This window comes from Hymenobacter duratus (genome assembly GCF_014698995.1).
Taxonomy (GTDB): Bacteria; Bacteroidota; Bacteroidia; order Cytophagales; family Hymenobacteraceae; genus Hymenobacter; species Hymenobacter duratus.
Map to the genome: position 1 here is coordinate 1,715,159 of NZ_JACWZZ010000001.1, position 25,198 is coordinate 1,740,356.

At 55.8% G+C, this 25,198-nt stretch carries 23 protein-coding genes; 18 read left to right on the forward strand and 5 right to left on the reverse strand.

What is annotated here, in order from left to right; translation table 11 throughout:
- Nucleotides 1-18 precede the first annotated feature (18 nt).
- Nucleotides 19-615 (forward strand): hypothetical protein, encoded by a 597-nt coding sequence (locus IC231_RS07135; RefSeq protein WP_190783800.1) that lies wholly within the window; start codon nt 19-21, stop codon nt 613-615.
- 13 nt (nt 616-628) lie between these two features.
- On the opposite strand, the gene priA is transcribed toward IC231_RS07135, so the two are convergent.
- The 5 genes from priA to rpsF form a co-directional block, all read right to left on the reverse strand.
- Complete coding sequence (priA, locus tag IC231_RS07140; RefSeq protein ID WP_190783801.1) at nt 629-3,178, reverse strand: replication restart helicase PriA; 2,550 nt, start codon at nt 3,176-3,178, stop codon at nt 629-631.
- A 254-nt stretch (nt 3,179-3,432) separates the two neighbouring features.
- A complete protein-coding gene (locus tag IC231_RS07145; RefSeq protein WP_190783802.1) occupies nt 3,433-5,835 on the reverse strand; it encodes a GSCFA domain-containing protein in 2,403 nt (800 codons plus the stop codon).
- Nucleotides 5,836-6,013: 178 nt separating this feature from the next.
- Nucleotides 6,014-6,457 carry a 50S ribosomal protein L9 gene (gene rplI, locus IC231_RS07150; protein ID WP_190783803.1) on the reverse strand — a complete coding sequence of 148 codons (444 nt, stop codon included), beginning with the start codon at nt 6,455-6,457 and terminating at the stop codon, nt 6,014-6,016.
- A 21-nt stretch (nt 6,458-6,478) separates the two neighbouring features.
- Nucleotides 6,479-6,730 (reverse strand): 30S ribosomal protein S18, encoded by a 252-nt coding sequence (gene rpsR / locus IC231_RS07155; protein ID WP_022822548.1) that lies wholly within the window; start codon nt 6,728-6,730, stop codon nt 6,479-6,481.
- A 10-nt stretch (nt 6,731-6,740) separates the two neighbouring features.
- Entirely contained in the window at nt 6,741-7,112 is a 372-nt protein-coding gene (gene rpsF / locus IC231_RS07160; RefSeq protein ID WP_185889140.1) for a 30S ribosomal protein S6, read from the reverse strand.
- Between the two features lie 383 nt (nt 7,113-7,495).
- Here rpsF and IC231_RS07165 point away from each other — a divergent pair, with 383 nt between their 5' ends.
- From IC231_RS07165 to IC231_RS07245, 17 genes are all read left to right on the forward strand, one after another.
- On the forward strand, nt 7,496-8,836 hold the full coding sequence (locus IC231_RS07165; protein ID WP_190783804.1) for a c-type cytochrome: 1,341 nt from the start codon (nt 7,496-7,498) through the stop codon (nt 8,834-8,836).
- A 150-nt stretch (nt 8,837-8,986) separates the two neighbouring features.
- Nucleotides 8,987-12,007: a TAT-variant-translocated molybdopterin oxidoreductase gene (locus IC231_RS07170; RefSeq protein ID WP_190783805.1), complete on the forward strand. Its 3,021-nt coding sequence runs from the start codon at nt 8,987-8,989 to the stop codon at nt 12,005-12,007.
- Nucleotides 12,008-12,084: 77 nt separating this feature from the next.
- Nucleotides 12,085-13,539 (forward strand): NrfD/PsrC family molybdoenzyme membrane anchor subunit, encoded by a 1,455-nt coding sequence (gene nrfD, locus IC231_RS07175; protein WP_211538921.1) that lies wholly within the window; start codon nt 12,085-12,087, stop codon nt 13,537-13,539.
- Entirely contained in the window at nt 13,532-14,056 is a 525-nt protein-coding gene (locus tag IC231_RS07180) for a DUF3341 domain-containing protein (RefSeq protein WP_190783806.1), read from the forward strand. Before nrfD ends, IC231_RS07180 begins: the two co-directional genes overlap by 8 nt.
- Nucleotides 14,056-14,805 (forward strand): c-type cytochrome, encoded by a 750-nt coding sequence (locus IC231_RS07185; protein ID WP_190783807.1) that lies wholly within the window; start codon nt 14,056-14,058, stop codon nt 14,803-14,805. Before IC231_RS07180 ends, IC231_RS07185 begins: the two co-directional genes overlap by 1 nt.
- A 6-nt stretch (nt 14,806-14,811) precedes the next feature.
- Entirely contained in the window at nt 14,812-16,137 is a 1,326-nt protein-coding gene (locus IC231_RS07190) for a hypothetical protein (RefSeq protein ID WP_211538923.1), read from the forward strand.
- Between the two features lie 95 nt (nt 16,138-16,232).
- On the forward strand, nt 16,233-17,294 hold the full coding sequence (locus tag IC231_RS07195; RefSeq protein WP_190783808.1) for a cytochrome c oxidase subunit II: 1,062 nt from the start codon (nt 16,233-16,235) through the stop codon (nt 17,292-17,294).
- A gap of 26 nt (nt 17,295-17,320) precedes the next feature.
- Entirely contained in the window at nt 17,321-19,177 is a 1,857-nt protein-coding gene (locus IC231_RS07200) for a cytochrome c oxidase subunit I (protein WP_185889147.1), read from the forward strand.
- 177 nt (nt 19,178-19,354) lie between these two features.
- Nucleotides 19,355-20,443, forward strand: coding sequence for a COX15/CtaA family protein (locus IC231_RS07205; RefSeq protein WP_190783809.1), 1,089 nt, complete (start codon nt 19,355-19,357; stop codon nt 20,441-20,443).
- Between the two features lie 51 nt (nt 20,444-20,494).
- Complete coding sequence (gene cyoE, locus IC231_RS07210; protein ID WP_190783810.1) at nt 20,495-21,358, forward strand: heme o synthase; 864 nt, start codon at nt 20,495-20,497, stop codon at nt 21,356-21,358.
- Nucleotides 21,359-21,410: 52 nt separating this feature from the next.
- Nucleotides 21,411-21,998 (forward strand): cytochrome c oxidase subunit 3, encoded by a 588-nt coding sequence (locus tag IC231_RS07215; RefSeq protein WP_190783811.1) that lies wholly within the window; start codon nt 21,411-21,413, stop codon nt 21,996-21,998.
- 21 nt (nt 21,999-22,019) lie between these two features.
- On the forward strand, nt 22,020-22,796 hold the full coding sequence (locus tag IC231_RS07220; protein ID WP_190783812.1) for a cytochrome c oxidase subunit 3: 777 nt from the start codon (nt 22,020-22,022) through the stop codon (nt 22,794-22,796).
- 80 nt (nt 22,797-22,876) lie between these two features.
- Nucleotides 22,877-23,218 (forward strand): cytochrome C oxidase subunit IV family protein, encoded by a 342-nt coding sequence (locus tag IC231_RS07225; RefSeq protein WP_190783813.1) that lies wholly within the window; start codon nt 22,877-22,879, stop codon nt 23,216-23,218.
- A gap of 4 nt (nt 23,219-23,222) precedes the next feature.
- Entirely contained in the window at nt 23,223-23,885 is a 663-nt protein-coding gene (locus IC231_RS07230; protein WP_190783814.1) for an SCO family protein, read from the forward strand.
- On the forward strand, nt 23,872-24,423 hold the full coding sequence (locus tag IC231_RS07235; RefSeq protein ID WP_190783815.1) for a DUF420 domain-containing protein: 552 nt from the start codon (nt 23,872-23,874) through the stop codon (nt 24,421-24,423). Before IC231_RS07230 ends, IC231_RS07235 begins: the two co-directional genes overlap by 14 nt.
- Nucleotides 24,424-24,496: 73 nt before the next feature.
- Nucleotides 24,497-24,754, forward strand: coding sequence for a hypothetical protein (locus tag IC231_RS07240; protein ID WP_190783816.1), 258 nt, complete (start codon nt 24,497-24,499; stop codon nt 24,752-24,754).
- On the forward strand, nt 24,754-25,179 hold the full coding sequence (locus IC231_RS07245; protein ID WP_211538925.1) for a DUF983 domain-containing protein: 426 nt from the start codon (nt 24,754-24,756) through the stop codon (nt 25,177-25,179). Before IC231_RS07240 ends, IC231_RS07245 begins: the two co-directional genes overlap by 1 nt.
- Nucleotides 25,180-25,198: the final 19 nt, after the last annotated feature.

The window sequence follows — 25,198 nt, forward strand, 5'->3', positions numbered from 1 at the left end:
AACTTACTGTTGCTATCCATGAAGCTTTATTCCGTATTGGCGTGCCGGTTTCTGGCCGTTTTGCTGCTCAGCGGCTGCCAGGGTGCCCATGTCGCCACCTTGCTGCCACGCACGGCCTCCTACGCTCCGGCCCCTGTGTCTCAGGCCGACGACTCCCCCGTTGCTGCGGCTTCTGATGCCCGGCCGGTAGCCGCCGCCACGCCAGCAGAACCGGTACTGCTGGCGTCAACCGCAGCAACTGCAGCGCCAATGCCGGCCCCGTCAATCGGCCGGCCGCTTGCGCCAGACATGCCTCGGCAGCAATTCGTTCAGGCCCTACCCGACACCAGTCGGGTGCAGCAGCAGCCAAATGGCCCGACGGCTGAGCAGATTAAGGAAGCGGACAAACGGACTACTACCGTCAATATCTTTGGCGTATTGCTCCTGCTGCTGGGTCTTGGCCTGCTGATTGGAGGCATTAGCGTAGGAGGGTGGGGCGGACTGGCGTTGTTTGTATATGGGTTCGTACCGCTGATCCTGAGCATTCCGCTTATGATATTCAGGAGCAAAAACAGCACCCGCCGCCTCGCCAGTGAGAAGCTGAAAGCTGAACGGAAAGCCGCCCGCAACAAGTAGCCGCCCGATGGTGCTACATCGGGTCCACGTCGGTTACGAAGCGTGCCTGTTTGTAGTCTTTCTGGTCGCGGATGATGTTGATGGCGTCCAGAATATCGGCTTTGGCGGCTTTGAGCACGGTATGCTCGCGGCTGAGCTTGATGGTGATTTCCTGTAGGTAAAAATTGCGAATCCGGAAGATGTAGGGCGCTTCCGGTCCCAGCACAGCCTCGCGGCCCAGCCGTTCCACCAGCTCGCCGGTCAGCAGCATAGCCGCCCGTTCAGCCAGCACCTGGTCCATGTGCTTCACCGTGAGCCGGATAATGCGCATGAAGGGCGGGTAGCCATGCTCGCGCCGTTGTGTGATTTCGTACTCGTAGAACTCCAGGTAGTCGTTGCGCATCACCTTGTCGAAGATGACCTGCTGCGGGTCGGCGGTCTGGATGATGACCTTGCCTTTCTTGCCCTTGCGTCCGGCCCGGCCGCTCACCTGCACAAACATCTGAAACGCCCGCTCGTGCGCCCGGAAGTCGGGGTAATGGATGATTGAGTCGGCGTTGATGATGCCCACCAGACTCACGTTGGCAAAATCCAAGCCCTTGGTCACCATCTGGGTGCCCACCAGCACGTTGGTATTCTGCTGCTCAAAGTCGCTGATGATTTGCTGGTAGGCGTTTTTGGCGCGCGTCGTGTCGAGGTCCATGCGCTGCACGTTGGCTTGGGGCAGCATTACCTTCAGGTCGTCCTCAATCTTCTCAGTGCCAAACCCCACGGTTTTGACGTTGCGCGAACCGCAGGCCGGACACTGCACCGGCATCCGGTCGTGGTGGCCGCAGTAGTGGCAGCGCAACTCGTGGGCCTGCTTGTGGTAGCTCAGGCTCACGGCGCAGTTCGTGCACTTCGGAATCCAGCCGCAGTCGAGGCAGTTGATAAAAGGCGCGTAGCCGCGACGGTTCTGGAATAGAATCACCTGCTCCTTCTGGGCCAGCTTGCTTTCCATTTCCGCCATCAGCTCCGGCGTGAAGTGGTTGAGCAGCGTTTTGCTTTCGCGGGCCTTGCGGGTGTCCACCAGCTCAATTTCGGGCAGGCCAGCCTCGCCGTAGCGCTTAGTGAGCGTCACGAGGCCATAGCGGCCGGCGCGGGTCTGGTAATAGGTTTCCACGGCCGGCGTGGCCGAGCCCAGCAGCGTTTTCGAGCCCTGAAAGTTGGCCATCATCAGGGCCACCTCGCGGGCATTGTAGCGCGGCGCCGGGTCGTACTGCTTGTAACTCGACTCGTGCTCCTCGTCCACGATGGTGAGGGCCAGATTGTCGAAGGGCAGGAACACCGAAGAGCGCACGCCCACCACCACTTGGAAGCGGCCCGAAAGCACGCCATTCCACACTTCCACCCGCTCGTTGTCGGAGAATTTGGAGTGGTACACGCCCAGCCGCGAGCCGAATACGCGCATGAGGCGGGTTACAATCTGAGCCGTGAGGGCAATTTCGGGCAGCAGATACAGCACCTGCCCGCCGCCGTCCAGCGCCTGCCTAATCAGCTCAATGTAGATTTCCGTTTTGCCCGCGCCCGTCACGCCGTGCAGCAGCACAATGTCCTTGGTCTGAAACTGGTCCAGAATGTCGTCGTGGGCCGTCTGTTGCGCTTCGCTGAGCTGGAAGTGCATGTTAGCTTCTGTGGCATCATCTAACGGAAAGCGCGACACAATCTGGTCGAACTGCTCCAGCACGCCGTTTTTGATGAGCGTATTGACGGCGGAAGGGGAGAGGTGCGGCGCCGACGTGAGGTAGGCCTTTTCGATGCCCGTGTGGTTGGCGTGCTCGTTCTGGTAGACCGGCACTTTTTGCAGGTAGCGCATCAGTACATCCAGCTGCTTGGCCTTGCTGGCCAGCTGCGCAAACAAGCCTTCCAATGCTGCTTCGGCCACAAAATGATGTGCCAGCCGCACCTTCTTCACCACCTTCGGTGCGTATTTGTCGGCCAGATGCTCAAACAGGAAAATAGCTTCCTTGTGCATCAGGCTCTTGATGACCTTATGGAAGGACGCAATGCCGAGCACGTCGCCTACTTCCGTGAACGTCATAGACTTGCCTTCCTCGCCGTCGAGCAATGTGGCTACTACCTTCTGCTCCTGCTCACTCAGCGGATACCGGTCGGCCTCATCGGTGTTCAGCCATACAGGGTGCAGCTGGATGCGGCTTTCAGAGTTGAGCTTGAGCGCGGCCGGCAGCGCGGCGTTTATCACCTCGCCCAGCGTGCACAGGTAGTAGTCGGCCATCCAGCGGAATAGCTTCAGCTGCGGCTGCGTCACTACCGGCGTCTCGTCGATGAATTCCAGAATGTACTTGGCCTGATAGTCCTTGGGCGGCGTTTCGTGCACGGCCGCCACAATGCAGCTCAGGGTACGTTTGGCCCCGAACTGCACAATCACGCGCCCGCCAATCACGACCTGGTCGTTCAGCTCGAAGGGCACGCGGTAGGTATACAGCTTGGGCAGCGGTAGCGGCAGAATCACGTCGGCGAAGAGCGTGACACGGTCGGCGGCCGGCTCAGGCTGCGGTTGAACAAAGTCGAACGTAAGGCTCAAAAGGAAGTCAGACTGGAAGCGGAAAGTAAAGATAGCACAGCAGGGCACTGGCTCCGCAGCCCTGGCACAAGCAACGTGTGCAGGCTATATTATGCTGTGAGCGTTGAAAGCGACCTAACGCCCTGTTGGTCTGTGTAAACGAAGTAAGCTTGCTGGCAAAACAGCATTCCGGTAATAACAAGCGCTGCGTTTGCGGCTACCTATGAACTGAAAAACAAAACCCGGCCGATAAGGGCCGGGTTTTTAAAACTTATTTACCCGTTTTCTGACGGTGTGTCCGGCGTTGCGGGCTTCCGCCGGGGCGGCCGTTGCCGCTTGGATGTGGGGGGCGTTTCCACAGCAGGTTCTGCTGAGGGAGGCACAATGGCAGTAGGCTTACGGCTCTTTGGGGCCCTCCCTTTAGCTGGTTCAGCAGCCACAGCCGGAGTCGGCGCGACCGGTGCCTCGGCTTTCGGCTTCGCCCGTGACTTACGAACCGGCCGTGCTGGCTCCGCAGGAGTCGCCGCTGCTTCCGCGGAAGCAGCGGTATCTGGCGCAGCATCCTTGGGCTTGGCCGCCCGGCGCGGTTTGCTGGCTGGCTTCGCTGGTGCAGCATCAACTGGCTCCGATGGCGCTGCAGGAGAAGCTACGGCCGGCATAGATACGGGGGCTGCAGGCCTGCTCTGCGGACGGGCGGGCCGGTCAGCGCGGGTAGCTTTGCCACTGGCGCTCAGCTGGCCGGACGCTCCGGTACCTTTCGTATCCGGTATCGACGGGGCGACAGAAGTAGCCGGCGGTGTGGTAGCTGGGACAGGTGCTACCACCGTTACTGCTTCGGCTATGGGTGGGGTAGGAGGAGCTAATGAAGCGGTGGCCTCCTCGGAAGTGGGCGCGTCGCTGTTATTGTATAGCGGTTTAGTGCGCGAGGAAGTGCGGTGCGGTTTTCGCAGCGCAGCAGCCCGCTTCTCACTGGCCGAGCGGCCTGTGCGCTCTGGCCGCCGGCTCTGACCAGATTCGTCGCCTGACGTGGGTTCGGACGCTTCGCTTGCCGGCAGCGCCGCCGAAGAAGAATCCGTAGCAGCTGGCTGTGGCTCCGAAGGGATGAGCTGCTGCAACTCAGCGGCCTCTGGCTCCTGTGGCCTCGGCTCCGATCCGGCTATCCCGTTCTGGTCTTCCGACTGAGCATCAGCAGAACGTCGGCCCCGCCCACCACGGCGCGAATTGCGCTTGCGCCGCTCCATAGCCGTTTGCAGCGGCAGGTCAGAGTTGGCTGAGATAATGACAGCCGGCGCTTCCGGTAGCACCGCAGGAGCTTCCTGTCCACCGGTATCAACTGCGGGCACCGATACGGAAACTACATCCCCGGCCTCCGATGCAGCTGCTTCGGCGGCTAGGCGGGCAGCGTGCTTCTTTTTATTGCGCTTGGCGCCGCCACGGCTACGCCGCTTTTTCTTCGCTGGCGCCACCTCACCAAGCAGTGCAGCCGTTTCGGCTTCGGCAGAACTAGCTAAATCCTGGATGCCAGCGGAGGCGGAAACCGACTCGAATTCTTCGTATTCCTCGGTTTCTTCAGCCGCTTCTTCAGCTTTCTGTTCTGCAGCTACAGCGCGGACCGGAGCACTCGGATAGGGTTCAGCGTACTCACCAATATCGATCCGCTCTTCGGTATCCTCCAGTTCGGGCGCGGCCTGCTTAGGCTCCGGCAGGCTTTCAATCTGGCGGCGCACATCCAGAATTTCCATGCGTACATCGGCCTGAGCCGATAGACGCTCTAGCTTCTCCAGGGTACTTTCCAGGAACTGCCGGTGCTCCGGCGATGCCAGATGCAGGGGCCGGTGCTGTAGCGCCAGCCGTATGGCCTCCCACTCCTTGCGGAATCGTCCGAAGCCAGCATCGAAGTAGATGCGTGCAAACCGTTCCCAGATGTAGTCTTCTGCTACTTTCGATGGGTGCAGCATATCCTCGGCGTAGAACCGGTAGTCCCGCAAATCGTCGAGTAGCAGTTCGTAGGCCGGGAAGTAAGAAACGTCTGGGAGCAGCTCGCTCAGGTAATGGCAGGCTACCCGCAGCACCGATTTGCTTACCGCGTTCAAAGGCAGCGTATCCTTCATGTGCCGCACCGGGCTGACCGTCAGCACAAACCGCAGCTTGGGGTTGCGTAGCCGCAGGTAGGCATGAGTTTCCGCTACCGCATTAATGATTTCATCCGGAGTGAGCAACTCCTTATCGAACTTATCAGCTGCGACTTTGTGGCAGTTGCTGACTAGCTCACCGGTTTCCTTGAGACGGTGTACCCAGGCAGTACCCAGCGTGAGTACCACTACGTCAGCCGTCGCCAAGAACACGCCTGTATCGCGCAGAAGCTGCTGCACCTGCTGCAGCAAATCCACCGGCGAGTCCGCGCCTACGGTAGCGTGCAGGTCGTAGCTCTGCCAGCGGCCCCGGGCCTCCACTAGGTGCTGCTGCCAGTCCATGTCTTCGCCGGCCGCCGCCCGCAGCAGGCGGCAAGCCAGCACCGGATTGAAGACCGTACCAAAAGGATTGACCAGAGTATGGACCTTATCAGCAGCCAGCCGGTTGCCAATGCTGTCCGAAAAGCAGGAGCCTATTGTCAGTATCCGCGCGGAAAGCGGCAACTGGTACGGGTGCGGGACAAGCGGTAATTCAGTACGAAACATTACTAGAAGATAGGGCCGAAAACAGGCCAACGGACAGGCAACCTACTCAACATCGTTGGTTCAACCAAACGTAGGCCAAATAGCACCTCATTCCGGAGATACGAGTAAATGACTGCCACAGGATTAAAAAAAAGGCCCGGCTGCGCAAACAGCCGGGCCTTTCCAGAAGCGCAGTTGCTTATTCAGCTACTACGTTGAAACGTACTTTGTGCTTCACCTCGCGGTGCAGGTCCACCGTAGCGGTGTATTCGCCTGCCGCGCTGGGGTCCTGGTCGAACGACAGGCGCTTGCGCTCCACGTCGATGCCTTTGGCCTTCAGGGCGTCAGCCAGCTGCAGCGTGGTTACACGGCCGAAAATCTTGCCGCTCTCACCAACTTTAGCCGGGATATCCAGTACCACATCACCAATTTTGTCCGCTACTGCCTGCGCATCAGCTTTCACTTTGTCGGCTTTGTGAGCAGCCTGACGAATGTTCTCGGCTACGATTTTCTTGTTTGATTTGTCGGCCAGAACGGCCAGACCCTGCGGGAGCAGGTAGTTGCGACCGAAGCCGGGCTTCACCGTAACGGTGTCGTTCTTGTAGCCCAGGCCCTTTACGTCGTCTTTCAGAATTACTTCCATGTCAGTACTACGGTTGGGGGGTTACTTCAGCGAGTCGGTTACATAAGGCATCAGCGCCAGGTGGCGGGCTTTGGCCACGGCCTGTGCCACTTTGCGCTGGAACTTGAGGCTGGTACCCGTGATACGGCGGGGCAGAATGCGGCCCTGCTCGTTCACGAACTTCAGCAGGAAGTTCGGATCCTTGTAATCAACGTACTTGATGCCGTTTTTCTTGAAGCGGCAGTACTTCTTGCGGGTATCCTGCTTGTGGATACGTTCGTTGGCGAGACTCATCTTCTTAGGCTTAGGCAACGGCTTCCGATTGTTTAGCTTTCTGCTGGTTCATTTCGCCTTTACGACGACGCTCACCGTAGGCTACGGCGTGCTTGTCCAGAACGGTGGTCAGGAAGCGGATGATACGTTCGTCACGACGGAACGCGAGTTCCAGCGTGTCTACAATGTTGCCCGTGCCAGTGAACTCCACAAGGAAGTAATAGCCGGTGTTTTTCTTCTGAATCGGGTACGCCAGTTTCTTGAGGCCCCAAGCTTCAGTGTTGATGATGTCGGCGCTATTTTCCTTAAGCACCTGCGAGAACTTCTCGACCGTCTCTTGCACTTGGCTCTCGTTCAGAACGGGAGTCAAAATGAAGACCGTCTCGTAATTTCTGACTTCCATTACGACGGGGTGAAAATTATTGTGTGAAAAAACTCAATGAGCCGGCAAAGATACGATTTTTCTCCTGTGGACCACACGGCCCCAAGAGAAATAGATAGAATATAGTAACAGGTAAGCACTTGGCTCTCAATCGGCAAAACCTAGTCCTACTAGGAGTGGTTACTTTATAAAGCAATTGAATCAGTTGAGAAGGAAGGCCATAAATAGGTGTCATTGCAAGCTGACCCGTGTGAAACAGTAGCTGCTGCCTGATTTTAGAATGAGTCTAAGCAAGGTCAAATGGGCGAAAATTAGCCCAAGCGGGTTTGTTCTCTGGGTTTCCCAACCTACATTTGTGGCCTTGAAGCACCCCCCGCGTTTCTTTTTTTCAGTCAACCTGTGCTATGAATAGCATCCGACTTCGTCCCCTTTCCCGCCTCTTTCTTGCTCTCTTCCTGACGTTTGCTGCCGTTGGCAACACTTCGGCTCAGGACGTGGGAGCGGCTCCTGCTGTGAGCAAAGAAGGTGTGGCACCCGGCGCTACGGCTGCCGCTACTCCCGCCACGGCGGCCGCTCCTGCCGCTGGCGGTGGCGACGCTGCTGCCATTGCCGCCGGTGATGCCTTATTTAAAGGCAACTGCGCCCAGTGCCACGCCATCAATGATGTGGTGGTAGGCCCGGCTCTAAAAGGCATTACCAAGCGCCGTCCGGTTTCCTGGCTGATTCCCTGGATCAAGAACTCCAGCAAGATGGTAGCCAGCGGCGACGAGTATGCCGTTAAGATCTACAACCAGTACCAGAAGCAGCAGATGCCCAGCTTCCAACTGAGCGACACGGAGATTACATCCATTCTGGCCTATGTAACGGCTGAAGAGAGTAAACCTGCTGGTGCTCCCGGTGCCGATACTGGCATTAAGCCTACCGATGGCGCAAACGCTGCGGTAGATGGCACTGCCGGCGGTGATGCCAAGTACATGGACATCCTGTTGATTGTGTTGGTCGTGGTGCTGATTGTACTGGTGGTGACACTGGTTATTATTGCCAACATCATGAAGGATGTGCTGCGTGGCCGCAAGGACCTCGACGGCCGTGATGTAGAAGTGCTGGAGACCCGCACCGACTGGACCCGTCTGTACAAGTCGCCGGTTCTGCGCGGTATTGCTGGTGTAGTGTTCGTACTGGCGGTGCTCTATACCTCAGTGCAGGGCGCTATGGGCGTAGGCCTGCAGCAGGGTTACCAGCCTACTCAGCCGATTGCCTTCTCACACAAGCTGCACGCTGGCGAAAACCAGATCAACTGCGCTTACTGCCACACTTCGGTGTACAAGAGCAAGTCAGCCAACATTCCTTCGGCCAACATCTGTATGAACTGCCACTCGCAGATCAAGACGGAGTCGCCGGAAATCAAGAAAATCTACCGCGCCATTGAGCGCAAGCAGCCCATTCAGTGGGTGCGTGTGCACAACCTGCCTGACCTGGCCTACTTCAACCACTCGCAGCACACCCAGGTAGGTGGCATCGAGTGCCAGACCTGCCACGGCCCCATCCAGAACATGGAAGTGGTATACCAGTATTCGCCGCTCACGATGGGCTGGTGCATCAACTGCCACCGCGAAACGCCGCTCAACACGAAAGGCAACGGCTACTACAATAACCTCGTGAAGCTGCACGACAGCGCCAACGGTGCTGCACCGTTTACGGTATCGTCGAACGGCGGCACGGAGTGCTCGAAGTGCCACTACTAACCATATAGGGTCTTGAAAGGCCGGCACTCAGACCACTTGCTGACGCCGGCCTCTCAGGACCCCAACCCTTTAAAAGCACACTTAGAGACTAGTCGGAATATCAGAATCCGACGTCCCTAAGTCTCTAAGACCCTAAGTTCCAAAAACACGATGCAAGAGTCGCCTAAGTACTGGAAGGGAATTGAGGAACTGGAGAACTCGCCGGAGTTCGTGAAGAATGCACTCACGGAGTTTGCAGACTTCCTGCCGGTGAAGGAAACCTATGGCTCTTCCGACGCTGCGGTAGCGCCGCGCCGCGACTTCCTCAAGCTGATGGGCTTCGGCATTGCCGCTGCCACCCTCGCCAGCTGCGAAACCCCGATCAAAAAGGCTATTCCGTACCTGAATAAGCCGGAAGAAGTAGACCCAGGTATTGCCAACTTCTACGCTTCGACTTACTTCAACGGCCAGGACTACAACAGTGTGCTGGTAAAGACCCGCGAGGGTCGTCCGATTAAGCTGGAAGGCAATCCTGAGTCACCAATTACACGTGGTGGTCTGTCGGCTCGCGCTCAAGCCTCTGTTCTGAGCCTGTACGATGGTGCTCGTCTGCAGCATTTCGCTATCAAAGGCAAGAAAGCAGAGAAGGACCGTGTTGATCAGGAAATTCGCACGGCGCTGGCTGGCGCTGGCCGCACGGTTATCGTGTCGCCGACTATCATCAGCCCCAGCACTAAGAAAGTAATTGCGGAGTTTGCTTCGCGTTACCCCGGCACCGAGCATGTCATGTACGACGTGAATTCGGCATCGGGCCTGCTGCGGGCCAATGGCGGTGTGCTGCCAAGCTACGACTTCAGCAAGGCGGATGTAATCGTAAGCCTCGGCGCCGATTTCCTCGGCACGTGGATTTCGCCGGTTGAGTTTGCACGTCAGTATGTTGCTAACCGCAAGGTGAGCAGCGACAAGCGTACCATGTCGCGCCACTTCCAGTTTGAAAGCGCCCTCACGCTGACCGGCTCCAATGCCGATGTGCGCGTGCCTGTGAAGCCTTCGGAAATGGGTGCTACGGCTGTAGCCTTGTACAACGGGGTAGTAGGAGGCGGTGCTGCTGGCAGTGCTCAACTGAAGAAAGCCGCCGCTGAACTGAAAGCCGCTGGTAGCCGCGGTCTGGTAGTATCGGGCTCTAACGACCCAGCTGTTCAGGCTCTCGTAACGGCCATCAACCAGTCGCTGGGTAGCGCTGCAGTAGATGTAGCAGCTCCATCTATGGTGCGCCAAGGCGACGATGCCCGTATGGAGCGCGCTGTGAAAGATATCATCGGTGGCCAGGTTGGTGCCGTGATTTTCTACAACGCCAATCCGGTGTTCGACCACCCAATGGGTGCACAGCTGGGCGAGGCGCTGAAAGGCGGCAAGGTGAAAACTACCATTTCGCTCAACGACCGTCTCGACGAAACCGGCTCGCTTTGCACTTACGCTGCTCCTGACCATCACTGGTTGGAGTCGTGGAACGACTACGAGCCGAAGCGTGGCTTCCTGAGCCTTGCGCAGCCTGCTATTTCGCCGCTGTTTGCTACCCGCCAGGCGCAGGATTCGCTGCTGACTTGGGCCGGCAATCCAACCAGCTACTACAACTATCTGCGTACGCAGTGGAAAGCCGTAACCGGCTCTGATGCCAAAGCATGGGATAAAGCAGTACACGACGGGGTTGCTACCGGTTCGGCATTGGCCGCGCCAGCTGCTCAGGCAGGTGCTGCAATGGGTGCTGCTGAGGCTATCAGCGCCATCAATTCAGCTCCTAAGTTCACAGGAGTTGAGCTCTGCATCTACGAGAAAGTAGGTGTTGGCAACGGCACTGAAGCCAACAACCCCTGGCTGCAGGAACTGCCCGACCCGGTTTCGAAAGCTACTTGGGGCAACTACGTGGCCGTGCCGCGCAAAATGGCCGAAGAAAAAGACTGGGCGCAGGGCGACGTGCTGAAGGTTACGGCCAACGGCAAATCCATCGAGCTACCCGTGCTGATTCAGCCCGGTCAGGCTGCAGGTTCGGTAGCTATTGCACTGGGCTACGGCCGCACGCAAGCTGGCAAAGTTGCAGACAAAGTAGGGGAGAACGTGCTGCCCTTCGCTGTGCTGCGCAATGGCGCTATCATGTACGCCAACTCGGTAACGCTGGAGAAAACCGGTGCTACCTCGCCCATTGCGCAGACGCAGACCCACCACACCATCATGGATCGCAAGCCGGTGGTGCAGGAGTCGACGCTGAAGCAGTACCGCGAAAACCCCAAGGAGGTAACTGAGTACGAAACCATTTCAACTCCCGACGGCCCGCAAAAGCCGAACAAAGTGTCGCTGTGGCAGGACTACGAGTACAAGAACCACCACTGGGGTATGGCTATCGACCTCAACTCCTGCATCGGCTGCGGCTCGTGCGTAGTAGGGTGTCAGGCTGAGAACAATGTGGCTGTAGTAGGTAAGCAGGAGGTAATTAACCGCCGCGAGATGCACTGGATGCGTATCGACCGTTATTACAGCTCGGATGCCAGCAAAGAGGACTTCGAAACCAAAGGCAAGCTGGATACCTACGCGGCCATGGAAGACCCTTCTGAGAACCCCTCGGTTATCTTCCAGCCGATGATGTGCCAGCACTGCAACCACGCTCCCTGCGAAACGGTGTGCCCGGTACTCGCTACTACGCACAGCTCGGAAGGTCTCAATCAGATGACCTACAACCGTTGCGTTGGTACCCGCTATTGCGCCAACAACTGCCCGTACAAAGTGCGTCGCTTCAACTGGTTCTCATACTATTCTAACGAGAAGTTCGAAGCTGTAAACGGCCACATGTTCACCGACCTCGGCCGTATGGTGTTGAATCCGGACGTAACGGTTCGTGCCCGTGGTGTGATGGAGAAATGCTCACTCTGCGTGCAGCGTATCCAACTCGGCAAGCTGGAAGCCAAGAAGCAGAAGCGTCGTCCGAAGGATGGCGAAATCGTGTCGGCTTGCGCCCAGTCGTGCCCCACGCAGGCCATCGTGTTCGGTGATATGCGTGACCCGGAGTCGCGCCTGTCGAAACTGTTGCGCCGCGAAGACGGAGAGCGAGCCTTCCACGTACTCGACGCCATCAACGTGCAGCCCAACATGACCTACCTGACCAAGATCCGTAACACGGAAGAAGTTCGCAACGCCTAGAAACTGAGCCATAGGGGAGGGCCGCTTGGTCCACCATCTGGTAGCCCTCCCCATCTACTCCATTAAGTCCAAACACTATGCAGCACGTATCGCCTGTACGGGAGCCGCTCGTAACCGGGGGGAAAACGTACCACGACGTCACCCAAGACGTGTGCCGCCAGGTAGAGGCCGCTCCCAACGTCCGTTGGATGGCCGCTCTGGCCGTGGCCCTCTTTTTCCTTGGCGTCTTCTTCTACTCCGTTTACCGCACCCTCTGGTACGGTATCGGGGAATGGGGATTGAACAAAACCGTAGGCTGGGCCTGGGACATTACCAACTTCGTATGGTGGGTAGGTATCGGCCACGCCGGCACCCTGATTTCGGCAGTTCTGCTGCTGTTCCGTCAGAAATGGCGGACCTCCATTAACCGCGCAGCAGAGGCAATGACCATCTTTGCCGTAATCTGCGCCGCCATGTTCCCGGTTCTGCACATGGGCCGCCCGTGGTTGGCTTACTGGGTATTTCCCCTGCAAAACACGTTTGGCTCGCTGTGGGTAAACTTTAACTCGCCGCTGCTCTGGGACGTTTTCGCCATCTCAACTTACTTCACCGTGTCGCTGGTGTTCTGGTACACAGGTCTGGTTCCTGATTTCGCCACTATCCGTGACCGGGCTAAAGGTCCGATTGCCAAAGTAGCATACTCGCTGCTGAGCATGGGCTGGAAAGGCTCGGCCAAGCACTGGAGCCGCTACGAAACGGTTTCGCTGATTCTGGCCGGCGTTTCGACGCCACTGGTACTCTCGGTACACACCATCGTATCGATGGACTTTGCAACCTCAGTTGTTCCGGGCTGGCACACTACCATCTTCCCTCCCTACTTCGTAGCGGGAGCTATCTTCTCCGGTTTCGCCATGGTACTCACGCTGATGCTCATCACGCGGGTCGTATTCAAACTGGAGGACTACATCACGCTGGAACACATTGCCCTCATGAACAAAATCATGATGGTAACCGGCTCTATCGTAGGGGTAGCCTACATCACCGAGTTCTTCATTGCCTGGTACTCGGGCGTTGAGTTCGAGCAGTACGCCTTCATCAACCGCGCAACCGGTCCTTATTGGTGGGCTTACTGGTCGATGATGACCTGCAACGTTATTTCGCCCCAGCTGGTGTGGTTCCGTCGTATCCGCTACAGCATCCCGGCTACCTTCGTGCTATCCATCATCGTGAACATCGGGATGTGGTTCGAGCGTTTCGTGATTATCGTAACCTCGCTGCACCGCGACTACCTGCCGTCGAGCTGGGCAATGTTCTCGCCTTCTATCATCGATATCGGCATCTATGTTGGTACGCTGGGTCTGTTCTTCACCCTGTTCCTGCTCTTCGCCAAGTTCTTCCCTGTTATCAACATGGCGGAAGTGAAGTCGGTGCTGAAGTACACGGTAGATAACGGCCCGACCTATACCGGCCATGATCCACATCACACAACTCCTCAAACTGCCACCCATGGTGTGCCGGCTTCGGCTCCCGTAAACTACGATAAGCATGACTAAGCGCTTCGCCCTCGGCATCTTCGAAGACGAAGACGTGCTGCTGCACGCCGTTGAAAACGTCCGCGAGGCGGGCGTGAAAATCTACGAGGTCTTCACCCCGTTCCCTATTCACGGCATGGACGATGCACTTGGCATCGAACGGTCTCGTCTGCCTATCGCAGCCTTCTTCTATGGGGTTATCGGTCTGAGCTTCGCTTTGTGGCTGCAGATCTATACCCTCGGTTTCGACTGGCCTATGATCATCGGTGGTAAGCCGCACATTGCGCTACCTGCCTTCATTCCGGTTTCCTTCGAATTGACGGTATTCTTCTGCTGCCATGGCATGGTGATTACCTTCTACACCATCAGCAAGCTGTATCCGCGCTGGAAAACGCCCGTGTTGGACGTCCGCTCTACTGATGACAAGTTTGTAGTGGCCATCGAGCTGAACGAGAAGACCGACCTGAACCATCTGACGCAGCTGTTGCGCGCCAATGGCGCCTCAGAGGTGAACGAAAAAGAAATGACCAAATTCTAATGACGCATTCGCTGAAACTAGGTCTGCAAGCGTCGGCAATCCTGTTTGCCTCGGTGCTGACCACCGGCTGCAACCGCGCCGATGATCCTGGCATTGAGTACGCGCCGGAGATGTACGAGTCTATTCCGTACGATCCGCTGCGTCAGGTGAATGCCAATACCATCAACCCGATGGGTACCAATGAGCGCACCCCGGTAGTGGGTACTGTTGCTCGTGGGAAAGCTAACTACTACTCGCACATAGCCAAAGAGGATTTAGCTACCGCTGAAACCACCTTGCGCAATCCATATTCCTACTCAAAGGAGAGTCTGGAGGAAGGCAAAGCACTGTATCTGCGCAATTGCCAGCATTGCCATGGCGAGCAAGGCGACGGCCAGGGCCCTGTAGGTATCAAGTTCAAAGGTGTGCCGAACTACTCAGCAGGCGCTTACAAAACCATGAACGAGGGCCACGTGTACCATGTCATTCAATGGGGCAAAGGCCGCATGATGCCACATGGTTCGCAGGTGAACCCCGAAGAGCGTTGGAAGATTGCCATGTACGTGCGCGTGCTGCAGGAAGGCAAAGGCCCGGACGGTGCTGCTGACTTGCTGAAAGCAAAAGGTGCTTCGAGTGCTGGCGTAACTGCAGCTGACTCTACGCAAACCACTGACACACAAACGCAGGCGCCTGTTCAAGAGGCGCAGGCAGATAAGGCTTCGGAAACTCCGGGCCAAGGAGACCAGGCACGTAACGGAACCGCTAACTAATCCACTATGGCAACTCTGACGCAACATGAAGGCGTTACGGCGGAATACCTGGAGGTTTCAGCCGGTACTCGTAAAAAATTCATGATGATTATTCTGGCTGGCGTATTACTGCTGGTTGTTGGATTAATCGTCGCTTACCTCAACATCGGCGGTGAGCATCATGAAGGTGCAGCTGCTGCTCATGGCGCGGCTGGTGCCGGTCATGAAGGCACTGGCCATCATGGTAGCCCGCTCTGGCTCAAGCGCCTTATCGTGAGCCTGTGGCACAACAACGTGTTCTTCACGGGTGTCTCGACCATCGGTACGGTGTTCATGGCTATTCAGTACGTTGCCTATGCAGGCTGGTCAGTACTGATTAAGCGTGTGAACGAAGCTCTCAGTGCCTGGGTAGTGCCCGGTGGCATCCTGATGGTAGTTATCTTCTGCATCGGCCTCATCAACCACGACATTTTCCATTGGACAATGCCTGGTATCATGGATAAGGGCAATGCTAACTACGACGCCCTCATTGCCGGTAAATCAGGTTTCCTGAATCTGGGATTCTATCTGGGCCGTATGATCGTCTTCATCGGCATCTGGGCCTACTTCACCAAGAAACTTCGCGACCTGTCGCTGGCTGAGGATCTGAACGGCGGTACTGAGTACTTCCACAAGTGCATCAATGTATCGGCTCTGTTCCTCGTGCTGTACGCAGTATCCTCGTCTATTTCGGCCTGGGATTGGGTGATGTCGATTGACACGCACTGGTTCTCGACGATGTTCGGCTGGTATGTATTCGCTTCGTGGTGGGTTTCGGGCATTGCTGCCACCACGCTGTGCACTATTCTGCTGAAGCAGGCTGGCTATCTGCGCTGGGTACAGGCGGGCCATCTGCACGACCTGGGTAAGTTCATGTTTGGCTTCAGCATTTTCTGGACCTACGTATGGTTCTCGCAGTTTATGCTGATCTGGTATGCCAACCTGCCGGAAGAAGCAGTCTACTTCAACCAGCGTCTTGGCGGGTTCAATGGTCAGTATACATGGCTGTTTTTCTTCAACCTGCTCATCAACTTCGTCTTCCCCTTCTTGGTGCTGATGACGCGTGATGCGAAGCGTCAGATGATCATGCTTAAGATCGTAACCATTGCCATCCTCATTGGCCACTGGTTCGACTTTTATTTGATGATCATGCCTGCAACTATGCAGGAGAATAATGGGTTCATCATTGAGTTCGGCGTTGCATTGGTGTTTCTGGGTAGCTTCCTGCTACTCATGACCAAACGCCTCGCCCAGGCTTCGCTGGTGCCGTTGCATCACCCGTTCCTCGACGAGAGCGTTCATCATACCACCTAATCTTAGACCTGAGTATTGAGAAGTGAGAAGTTAGACTGAACAGTATAACCATCTCTCACTTCTGACCTCTCAAATCTCACCTCTTCCTTTACCTAATGACTGCTCTTGGTATTCTGCTGGTGTTGGTGTTGCTGCTCGTCGTTTTCGGCTTGCTGTTTCGCCTCCAGATCCTGACCTCGATTTTCTCGGGCAGCTCTGCCCGTGACTTCGGGATGAGCAACCGCGTCAATGCGGTGCTGATGATCCTATTCATGGTCATCGGTGGTGCGGCCTTTGCCTGGTCGTTCGGCGACAATTTCAACAAAATGAATCCTCCTATTGCGTCGGTCCATGGCCACGCAACGGAGCGGATGTTCTGGACCACGATGATTATCATCGGCATCGTGTTTGTCCTGACCCAGGTTGCGCTGTTTGTGTACTCGTATAAGTATCAGCACAAAGAAGGCCGTCGGGCTTACTTCTTCCCGCACAACAACAAAATCGAAATCATCTGGACGGTGATTCCGGCCATCGTAATGGCAGGTCTGGTATTTGCCGGCTGGAAAGAGTGGACCCGCATTACTGGTCCCGCTCCCAAAGACTCGGTCGTATTGGAAGTGATGGGCAAGCAGTTCAACTGGCTGGTGCGCTACCCCGGTACTGACCAGAAGCTGGGTGTTGTGAACTACCGGCTGATTGATGCTACCAACGAATTTGGCTTTGATCTGACGGACAAGAGCGGGCTCGACGACTTTATTGCCGGCGAAATCCACGTTCCCAAAGGGCATCCGGTGCTCCTGAAGATCCGCTCGCGCGACGTGTTGCACGCGGTGTATATGCCGCACTTCCGGGTGCAGATGTACGCCGTGCCAGGTATGCCTACCAAGTTCTGGTTCACGCCTACCAAAACCACGGACGAGATGCGTGCGCAGCTTGGCAACCCAAAATTCAACTACGAGCTAGCCTGCAACCAGATTTGCGGCCGTGGCCACTTCGCCATGAAACTGAACATCGTAGTGGATGAGCCAGACGATTATGTTGCTTGGTATGCCCAGCAAAAGTCGTTCTCGGAGCAGAATCCAGATGTATTAGCTTCTTTCAAACAGAAAGAGGAAAAGTTGGTTGTGAAAGAGGCTGCCGCTGCCGTAGCGACGCCCGCTACCAAAGCTTCGCTCTAATTCAACGCAGTTAATCAACGCTTTCTATGGCTGCTAATCTTTCCACTCAAGTGCAGGGCGGCGTCGGGGTAACCGAGCCGGGCATCTCGCACGAAGAGCACCTGCACCACGACGATCATCACCACGACCAGCACTGGCTGTTCAAGTATGTGTTCAGCACGGACCACAAGGTGATTGCCAAACAATTCCTGATAACGGGTATTTTTTGGGCTATCCTGGGCGGTACCCTTTCCAGCTTGTTCCGTCTACAGCTCGGCTGGCCGGAGGCCACGATGGAATGGCTGACGCCGGTATTTGGCAAATGGATCGAAGCCGGCAAACTCAGCCCTGATTTCTATCTGGCTCTGGTGACGATGCACGGTACTATTATGGTATTCTTTGTGCTGACTGCTGGCCTGTCGGGTACGTTCTCGAACTTCCTGATTCCACTACAGGTAGGAGCTCGTGACATGGCCTCGGGCTTCATGAACATGCTCTCGTACTGGTTCTTCTTTGTATCGGGCATTATCATGTTCAGCTCGATGTTCATTGAAACTGGCCCTGCTTCAGCAGGCTGGACAATCTACCCACCACTGAGCGCCTTGCCACAAGCCATTCCCGGCTCGGGCATGGGTATGACGATGTGGCTGGTGTCGATGGCCTTGTTTATCGTATCGCAGCTGCTGGGTGGTGTTAACTACATCACCACCGTAATCAACCTGCGTACCCGCGGTATGAGCATGAGCAAGTTGCCGCTCACCATTTGGTCTTTCTTCCTGACGGCTGTTTTGGGTCTGCTGTCGTTCCCGGTACTTTTCTCGGCTGCTTTGCTGCTGATCTTCGACCGTTCATTCGGAACGTCGTTCTTCCTTTCGGATATCTACATCGCCGGACAGGCTTTGAACCACACGGGTGGTTCGCCGGTGCTTTTCCAGCATTTGTTCTGGTTCCTTGGTCACCCGGAAGTATACATCGTTATTATGCCTGCTATGGGTATGGTATCGGAGATTCTGGCTACCAATGCCCGTAAGCCAATTTTTGGCTACCGTGCTATGATTGGCTCACTGCTGGGTATTTCCTTGCTGTCATTCGTTGTATGGGCTCACCATATGTTCGTGACCGGCATGAATCCTTTCCTGGGTTCGGTGTTCATGTTCCTGACGCTGATTATTGCCGTGCCATCGGCCGTAAAGACGTTCAACTGGCTGGCTACTTTGTGGCGGGGTAATATCCGGTTCACTACCGCTATGTTGTTCTCGATTGGCTTTGTGTCGCTGTTCATTTCGGGTGGTCTGACGGGTATTATTCTCGGCAACGCGGCCCTCGATATCCAGATGCACAACACGTACTTTGTGGTAGCTCACTTCCACTTGGTAATGGGTAGCTCGGCCTTCTTCGGTCTGTTTGCTGGTGTGTATCACTGGTTCCCGAAAATGTTCGGTCGTATGATGGACGAGAAGCTCGGTTACATCCACTTCTGGTTGACGTTCATTGGAGTGTACTTGGTGTTCATGCCAATGCACTACGTAGGTATTGCCGGTTTCCCCCGTCGTTATTACGCTTGGACAGGCTTTGATTCCTTCAGCCAGTTTGCTGACCTGAACAAATTCATCTCTATTGCTGCAATCCTGGCGTTCTTCGCTCAGTTTGTATTCATCTTCAACTTCTTCTACAGCATCTTCCGCGGCCGTCGCGCTACCGAGAATCCTTGGCGCTCGACGACTCTGGAATGGACTACGCCGCTGCACCCTGGCCACGGCAACTGGCCCGGCGAAATTCCAGCTGTGTATCGTTGGCCATACGACTACAGCAAGCCTGGTGCTGAAGAGGACTTCATTCCTCAGAACGTGCCTTTCTCGAAAACGCAGTCCTCGAATCTGCCTTACGAGAGCGAAATGGAGTAACCGCCATCTGGCAACAACCCTGAAACGGGCCGCTGTACATACGGCGGCCCGTTTTCATTGTGTGCCCATAGAAACTCCTGAAAGGAGTATTGCTGTGCCCTTAAAAGTCTGCGCTGTCATTACTCCGCCTGACGTTCTAAAGTCAGTGCGCCACAGAAACACGTGCAACAAGTATCTATGATTCAACCTGCTTTTGTAAGCCGTTTCCGGTTCTTTGGTATCCTGACCGTCGTGGCAGTATATCTGCTGATCCTGGTAGGGGGTATTGTGCGGAGTACAGGCTCCGGAATGGGCTGCCCAGACTGGCCGAAGTGCTTCGGAACCTGGGTGCCGCCTACGGATGTGAGCCAGCTCCCGGCCAACTACAAGGAAATCTACACCGAGCAGCGAGTTGCGAAGAACCAGCGCATTGCTAAAACGCTGAGTGGCCTTGGATTCGAAGAGGTAGCCGCTCAGATTTTTGCGCACCCTACGCAGTTCATCGAAACTGATTTTAACGTTACTAAAACCTGGATTGAATATGTCAACCGGCTGCTTGGGGCACTAATTGGCGTGTTCATCTTTCTGGCAGTGGCGCTGGCCTTGCCTTACTGGCGTCGCGCCCCGGTAGTGTTCTGGCTCACGTTTGTATCCTTTCTGCTAACCGGATTTCAGGGCTGGCTGGGGTCCTTGGTAGTCTCCACCAACCTGCTTCCAGAAATGGTGACGGTGCATATGGCGCTAGCGCTGCTTATTGTGGCGCTGCTTATCTATGCCGTAGACCGTTCGCAACTGGCCAGAGAACAGCCAAGTGGAACCAATGAGGGTACACCTCAAGTCAGTCTAACGTTCTGGCTATGGGCTGCCCTTTTATTAACGTTTGGGCAGATTATGCTGGGTACCCAGGTGCGGGAGCAGGTTGATGTAGTGGCATCAGCTGCCAGCTACGCAAACCGTGCGGGGTGGGTAGAGCAGCTAGGTAGCACGTTCTACTTACACCGGTCATTCTCCATCGTGCTGCTGTTGTTGAACCTCTACGTTGCTTCCCAACTGTATTCGACGCGTAACATCAAGCTGCAGCGGCTAGCCGCTGCTGTGCTGGTGCTGCTAGCCCTCGAAATAGTAGCGGGAATGGTGCTGGCCTACTTCGCATTGCCCGCAGCCGTGCAGCCCGTGCACCTGACAGTTGCTACTGTATTGTTCGGCGTTCAGTTTCTGACCATCATTCACTACAAGCGCCAGACGAAAGCTGGGCTTCAGGCCGGTAGTACGAGCGTTGTTGCGTAACTTTGCGGCCCGGTTTGGAGTCCTTCCGCCGTCCGTGTTGTTCTATTCCTAATGACCAAAGCCAGGGCGTATTTCCAGTTAATCAAGTTTCGGCTGGCACTGACCGTAGCTTTTTCCAGCGCTATTGGTTACCTGCTGGGCGCTCAGGCTTTTGACTGGGGACGCGCATTGCTGGTGATGGTAGGAGGGCTGGCCGTGACCGGCTCCGCAAACACCATCAACCAGATCTACGAAATAGATCTGGACAAGCTGATGAAGCGTACGGCCAAACGGCCGTTGCCATTGGGTATTCTAAGCGTATCCGAGGCCTGGGTATTTGCAGTGGTGCTGGGAGGGGCAGGGCTAGCCATGCTGGCTTATTTCTTCAATCCACTGGCCGCGGCACTGTCGCTGATTTCGCTGATTCTGTACGGTTTCATCTACACCCCGCTTAAGCAGATTTCGCCAATCTGCGTGTTTGTGGGCGCCATTCCGGGTGGCTTGCCTCCCTTTATTGGTTGGGTGGCAGCCACCAATGCCCTTGTGGGCGCAGAAAGTGCCGGCGGCTGGATTCTGTTCGGAATCCAGTTTATGTGGCAGTTTCCGCACTTCTGGGCTATTGCGTGGGTTCTGGATGATGACTACCGGGCCGCCGGCTTCAAGATGCTGCCATCACCGGGCCGCAAGGATCTGCGCACCGCTTTTCAGATCATGACCTACACCCTGCTTCTAATTCCCTTGAGCCTGCTGCCGCTACAGTTTGGTATGGCAGGTAAAACTTCGGCTCTGATTGCGGTAGTGTGTGGCGTTTTGTTTCTGATGCAAACTTTTTACCTGATGCGCACTTGCACTAAGAAGGCTGCCATGCGCATCATGTTTGGCTCTTTCCTGTATCTGCCTATCGTGCAGATAGCCTTAGTTCTCGATAAATTGTAACCCGTCCTACCAGCTGCGTACTACGCAACTGATAGGCCATTGCCTGAAACCTATGCAAAGCGTAGAAACTTTGGAAGAAAAAGAACCCGGTACCGGCCTGCATCCTATGCGGCTGCTCCTGATTCTGATGATTGTGAGCATCATTATGATGTTTGCAGCCTTTACCAGCGGCTTTATTGTGCGCCGTGAAGAAGGAAACTGGCGCGAGTTCGACCTGCCAATCAGCCTGCTCTACAACACCATCGTTATTGTGCTGAGCAGCGCGACCATGCAGTGGGCGTACGCCTCGGCTAAGCGCGACGAGTTGGGCCGCGTGAAGCTGGCCATGGGCCTGACTGTGCTGCTGGGCCTCGCCTTTTTGGTAGGACAATGGTTCTCTTGGGCCGATTTAGTGGCTGGCCGGACATATTTTGGGGGCGTAGATGCCAACCCTTCGGGCTCATTTGTGTATGTATTGATGGGCGTGCACGGTTTTCACCTCATCACCGGGCTGATTTTTCTCGCAAAAACATACCTGAAAACACTTCGCTATCAGGTGCATTCGCGGCAAATGATGCCTATTGCCAACTGCACCATCTATTGGCACTTCCTCGGCGCGCTTTGGTTGTACCTGTATTTGTTCCTACTTTTGAACCACTAGTTTCGTCTTACCCCGCACTTTATGTCCACCATTTCCACGACGCAGCCTCTCTCCTCTGCCGACGCCGCTGACCGGCCGCGTAGCGGCAACTGGGACGGAGGCAATGAGCCCTTCAAGGCCAGCTACGGCAAGCTGATGATGTGGTTCTTCCTGTTGTCGGACGCTTTCACGTTCGCCGCCTTCCTGACCACGTACGGCCTGATCCGTCACCGCTACCCGGCTTTTGATGCCGCTGCCGGCAAAGTCTTCGAATTTTCGACGGCATACTGGCCCGTTCCGGACAAGGTATTCGACGGTTTTCCGGGCCTGCATGGGCAGAGTGTGCCACTGGGCTTTGTGGCCTTGATGACGATGATTCTTATCTTCAGCTCCGTGACGATGGTACTGGCCGTAGAAGCCGGCCACCGCATGGACAAGAAGGATGTGCAGAAATGGCTGCTCTGGACGATTCTGTTTGGGGCTACTTTCCTCGGCTCACAGGCTTGGGAATGGAGCCACTTCATCCACGGCACCGACGAAGGTACCAAAATGCTGGACGGTACTACCGTGTATGGCGCCAACCTGGCGGTCAACCAATATGGCCCGGTGCTTTTTGCAGACCTGTTCTTCTTTATCACGGGTTTCCACGGTACACACGTATTCTCCGGCGTCTGCCTGCTGGTCTGGTCTTTCATTGCTACTACCAACGGCACGTTTGAGAAGCGCGGCCACTACGAGATGGTAGAGAAAATCGGCCTGTACTGGCACTTCGTAGACCTTGTGTGGGTGTTCGTTTTCACCTTCTTCTACCTCGTATAATTCCACGGGTGGCAGAGCTACTAGGCGCGGCTGAATAAGCCGCTGCTTCCTGCTCCCGCTACTCAGTTACTTCCTGTACCATGGCTAATCACGTAGGCACCGAGCATACGACGCATACCGGCGAGATTCCAAAACCGAATACCGGCTGGATCTGGAAAACCTTCTTCGTGCTGGTAGGTATTACGGCACTCGAATTTGTGTTCGTATTCCTGATGGACCCGGGCACGCTCCGCAACGCCATCTTCATCATCCTCACGATTTTCAAAGCCTTCTTCATTGTGGCTGAATTCATGCACCTGAAGCATGAAGTGAAATCGTTGATCTGGACCATCCTCATTCCGATGGCGCTGCTCGTATGGCTGCTCATCGCCCTGATTACGGAGGGTTCATATCAGAACTCGTTCTGGAACGTATTCAACTAATTTCATGAGGCCCAAACACGTCCTGTTGTTGGGCCTCATGCTGTTGGTCCCGGTGCTGGCTTTCGTGTTTCTATACACTTTCGGCACCAACCGTTACGCGCTGCCCACTTTCCTGCCCGACCGTGTCGATTCGACACTGGTGGAAGGAAAGTGGCGGCGCGATACTGTTTTTCACCAGTTGGCTGATTTTCGGTTTGCTTCACAGTCGGGCCGCGAGATTACGCAGCAGGATGTGGGCGGCGGTGTGTACGTTGCCAACTTCTTCTTCGCCACCTGCCCTGGTGCCTGCCCCCGCATGAATAGCCAGATGGCCCGGGTACAGGAAAAGTTCCGGCACGAGCCGCGCGTGAAGCTGGTATCCTATACCGTAGATCCGGCCCACGACTCCGTAGCGGTACTGGAGCGCTACGCCGAGCAGTATGGCGCCATTGCCGGCAAATGGTTTTTCCTGACCGGTGACAAAACCGCGCTTTACCGGTTAGCTACGGAAGAGTTTCGACTTGATGCTCCTATTGGGGCCGGCCCTGGCATTGTGCACAGCCAGAACCTGTACCTCGTAGACCGGGAACATCGTGTGCGGGGCATCTATGACGGAATGAAACCTAAAGACGTTGAACGTCTGATGACGGAAATCAACGTGCTGTTGTACACTTATGAACACGAATAGTCCTGCCTCCGTCCCTGGCAGCACCAAATACAAAGTACTGGCGGCTGTACTGGGCGCAGTTATTCCCATTGCAGTAGCCGTCCTGTACTACTTTCCCAATGTGTTCCGGATTGAAGGAGCACAGGTGAAGGCTTTGCCGGCCGTAAATGCGGTGCTCAACTCGCTTACTGCACTGCTGCTGATGGCCGGCTACTACTTCATCCGGCGCAAGGATGTAGCCAAGCACCGCGCCATGATGGGCTCCGCTTTTCTGATGGGGTCCTTATTTCTGGTATCCTACGTGGCGTATCACTCACAGGTGCCCAGCACGAAGTTTGGCGGCGAAGGGCTGATCAAGACGGTTTACTACTTCATCCTGATTACGCACATCCTGCTGGCAGCCGTTACGGTGGCGCTGGTGCTGTTCACGCTTTACTTCGCACTTACTGAGCAGTTTCAGAAGCACCGTCGTATTGCTCGCTGGACGTATCCTATCTGGCTCTACGTGTCAATTACGGGCGTTATCGTGTATTTCATGATTTCACCCTACTACAGCTAGATAACGGTTCAAAAAGCGCCTGTTCATTGGGGGAATGCGCAAACCATTCGCTTTCAAACGGAGTTGAAGAAGTATGAAAAAGGCATTGTTGACTGTGTTGTTTGCCCTCGTGCTGGGTGCTCTGTTCAGCCTGTCGCCTCAGACGGCGGCGGCGCAATGCACCATGTGCAAAACCCAGGTAGAATCGGCCCGCTCCGAGAAGGACGGTTACGATTTCTCCGGTCTGAATAAAGGAATTCTGTACATGGCTGCTATTCCTTACCTGCTGGTAGGAGCGGTAGGCTACTTCTGGTACCGCAACACCAAGGCAAAGAAACTGGCCCGCAAGTAATGGCCGGCTCCACTGGGTCAGGGCTGCTGGCTATGCTGGCCCAGAAGTGCCCCCGTTGTCATCGGGGCCCGCTGTTCCGGTATTCCGCCCTGCACCTTAGGAAGTTCGATGCTATGTATGAAAGCTGCCCGGTGTGCGGGCAGCATTATGAGCCGGAAGTAGGCTTCTACTGGGGCGCCATGTACATCAGCTACGGTTTTTCTACGGCTATTGTCTTCCTCACGGGAATCCTGCTGTTCTACCTTGCGCACGATCCGCCCGTGTGGGTCTATATGACGAGTGTGGCAGCGGTGGTAGTGGCCCTTACGCCGCTGTTGTTCCGCTACGCGCGGGTTGTGATGCTCTACCTGTTTGGCGGAATCACCTACGACCCACACCTGGCTGGTTCCTTGCCTCACCACCGCATAGAGAAGCCCGATAACTAGGAAATGCCGCCAATTGGCG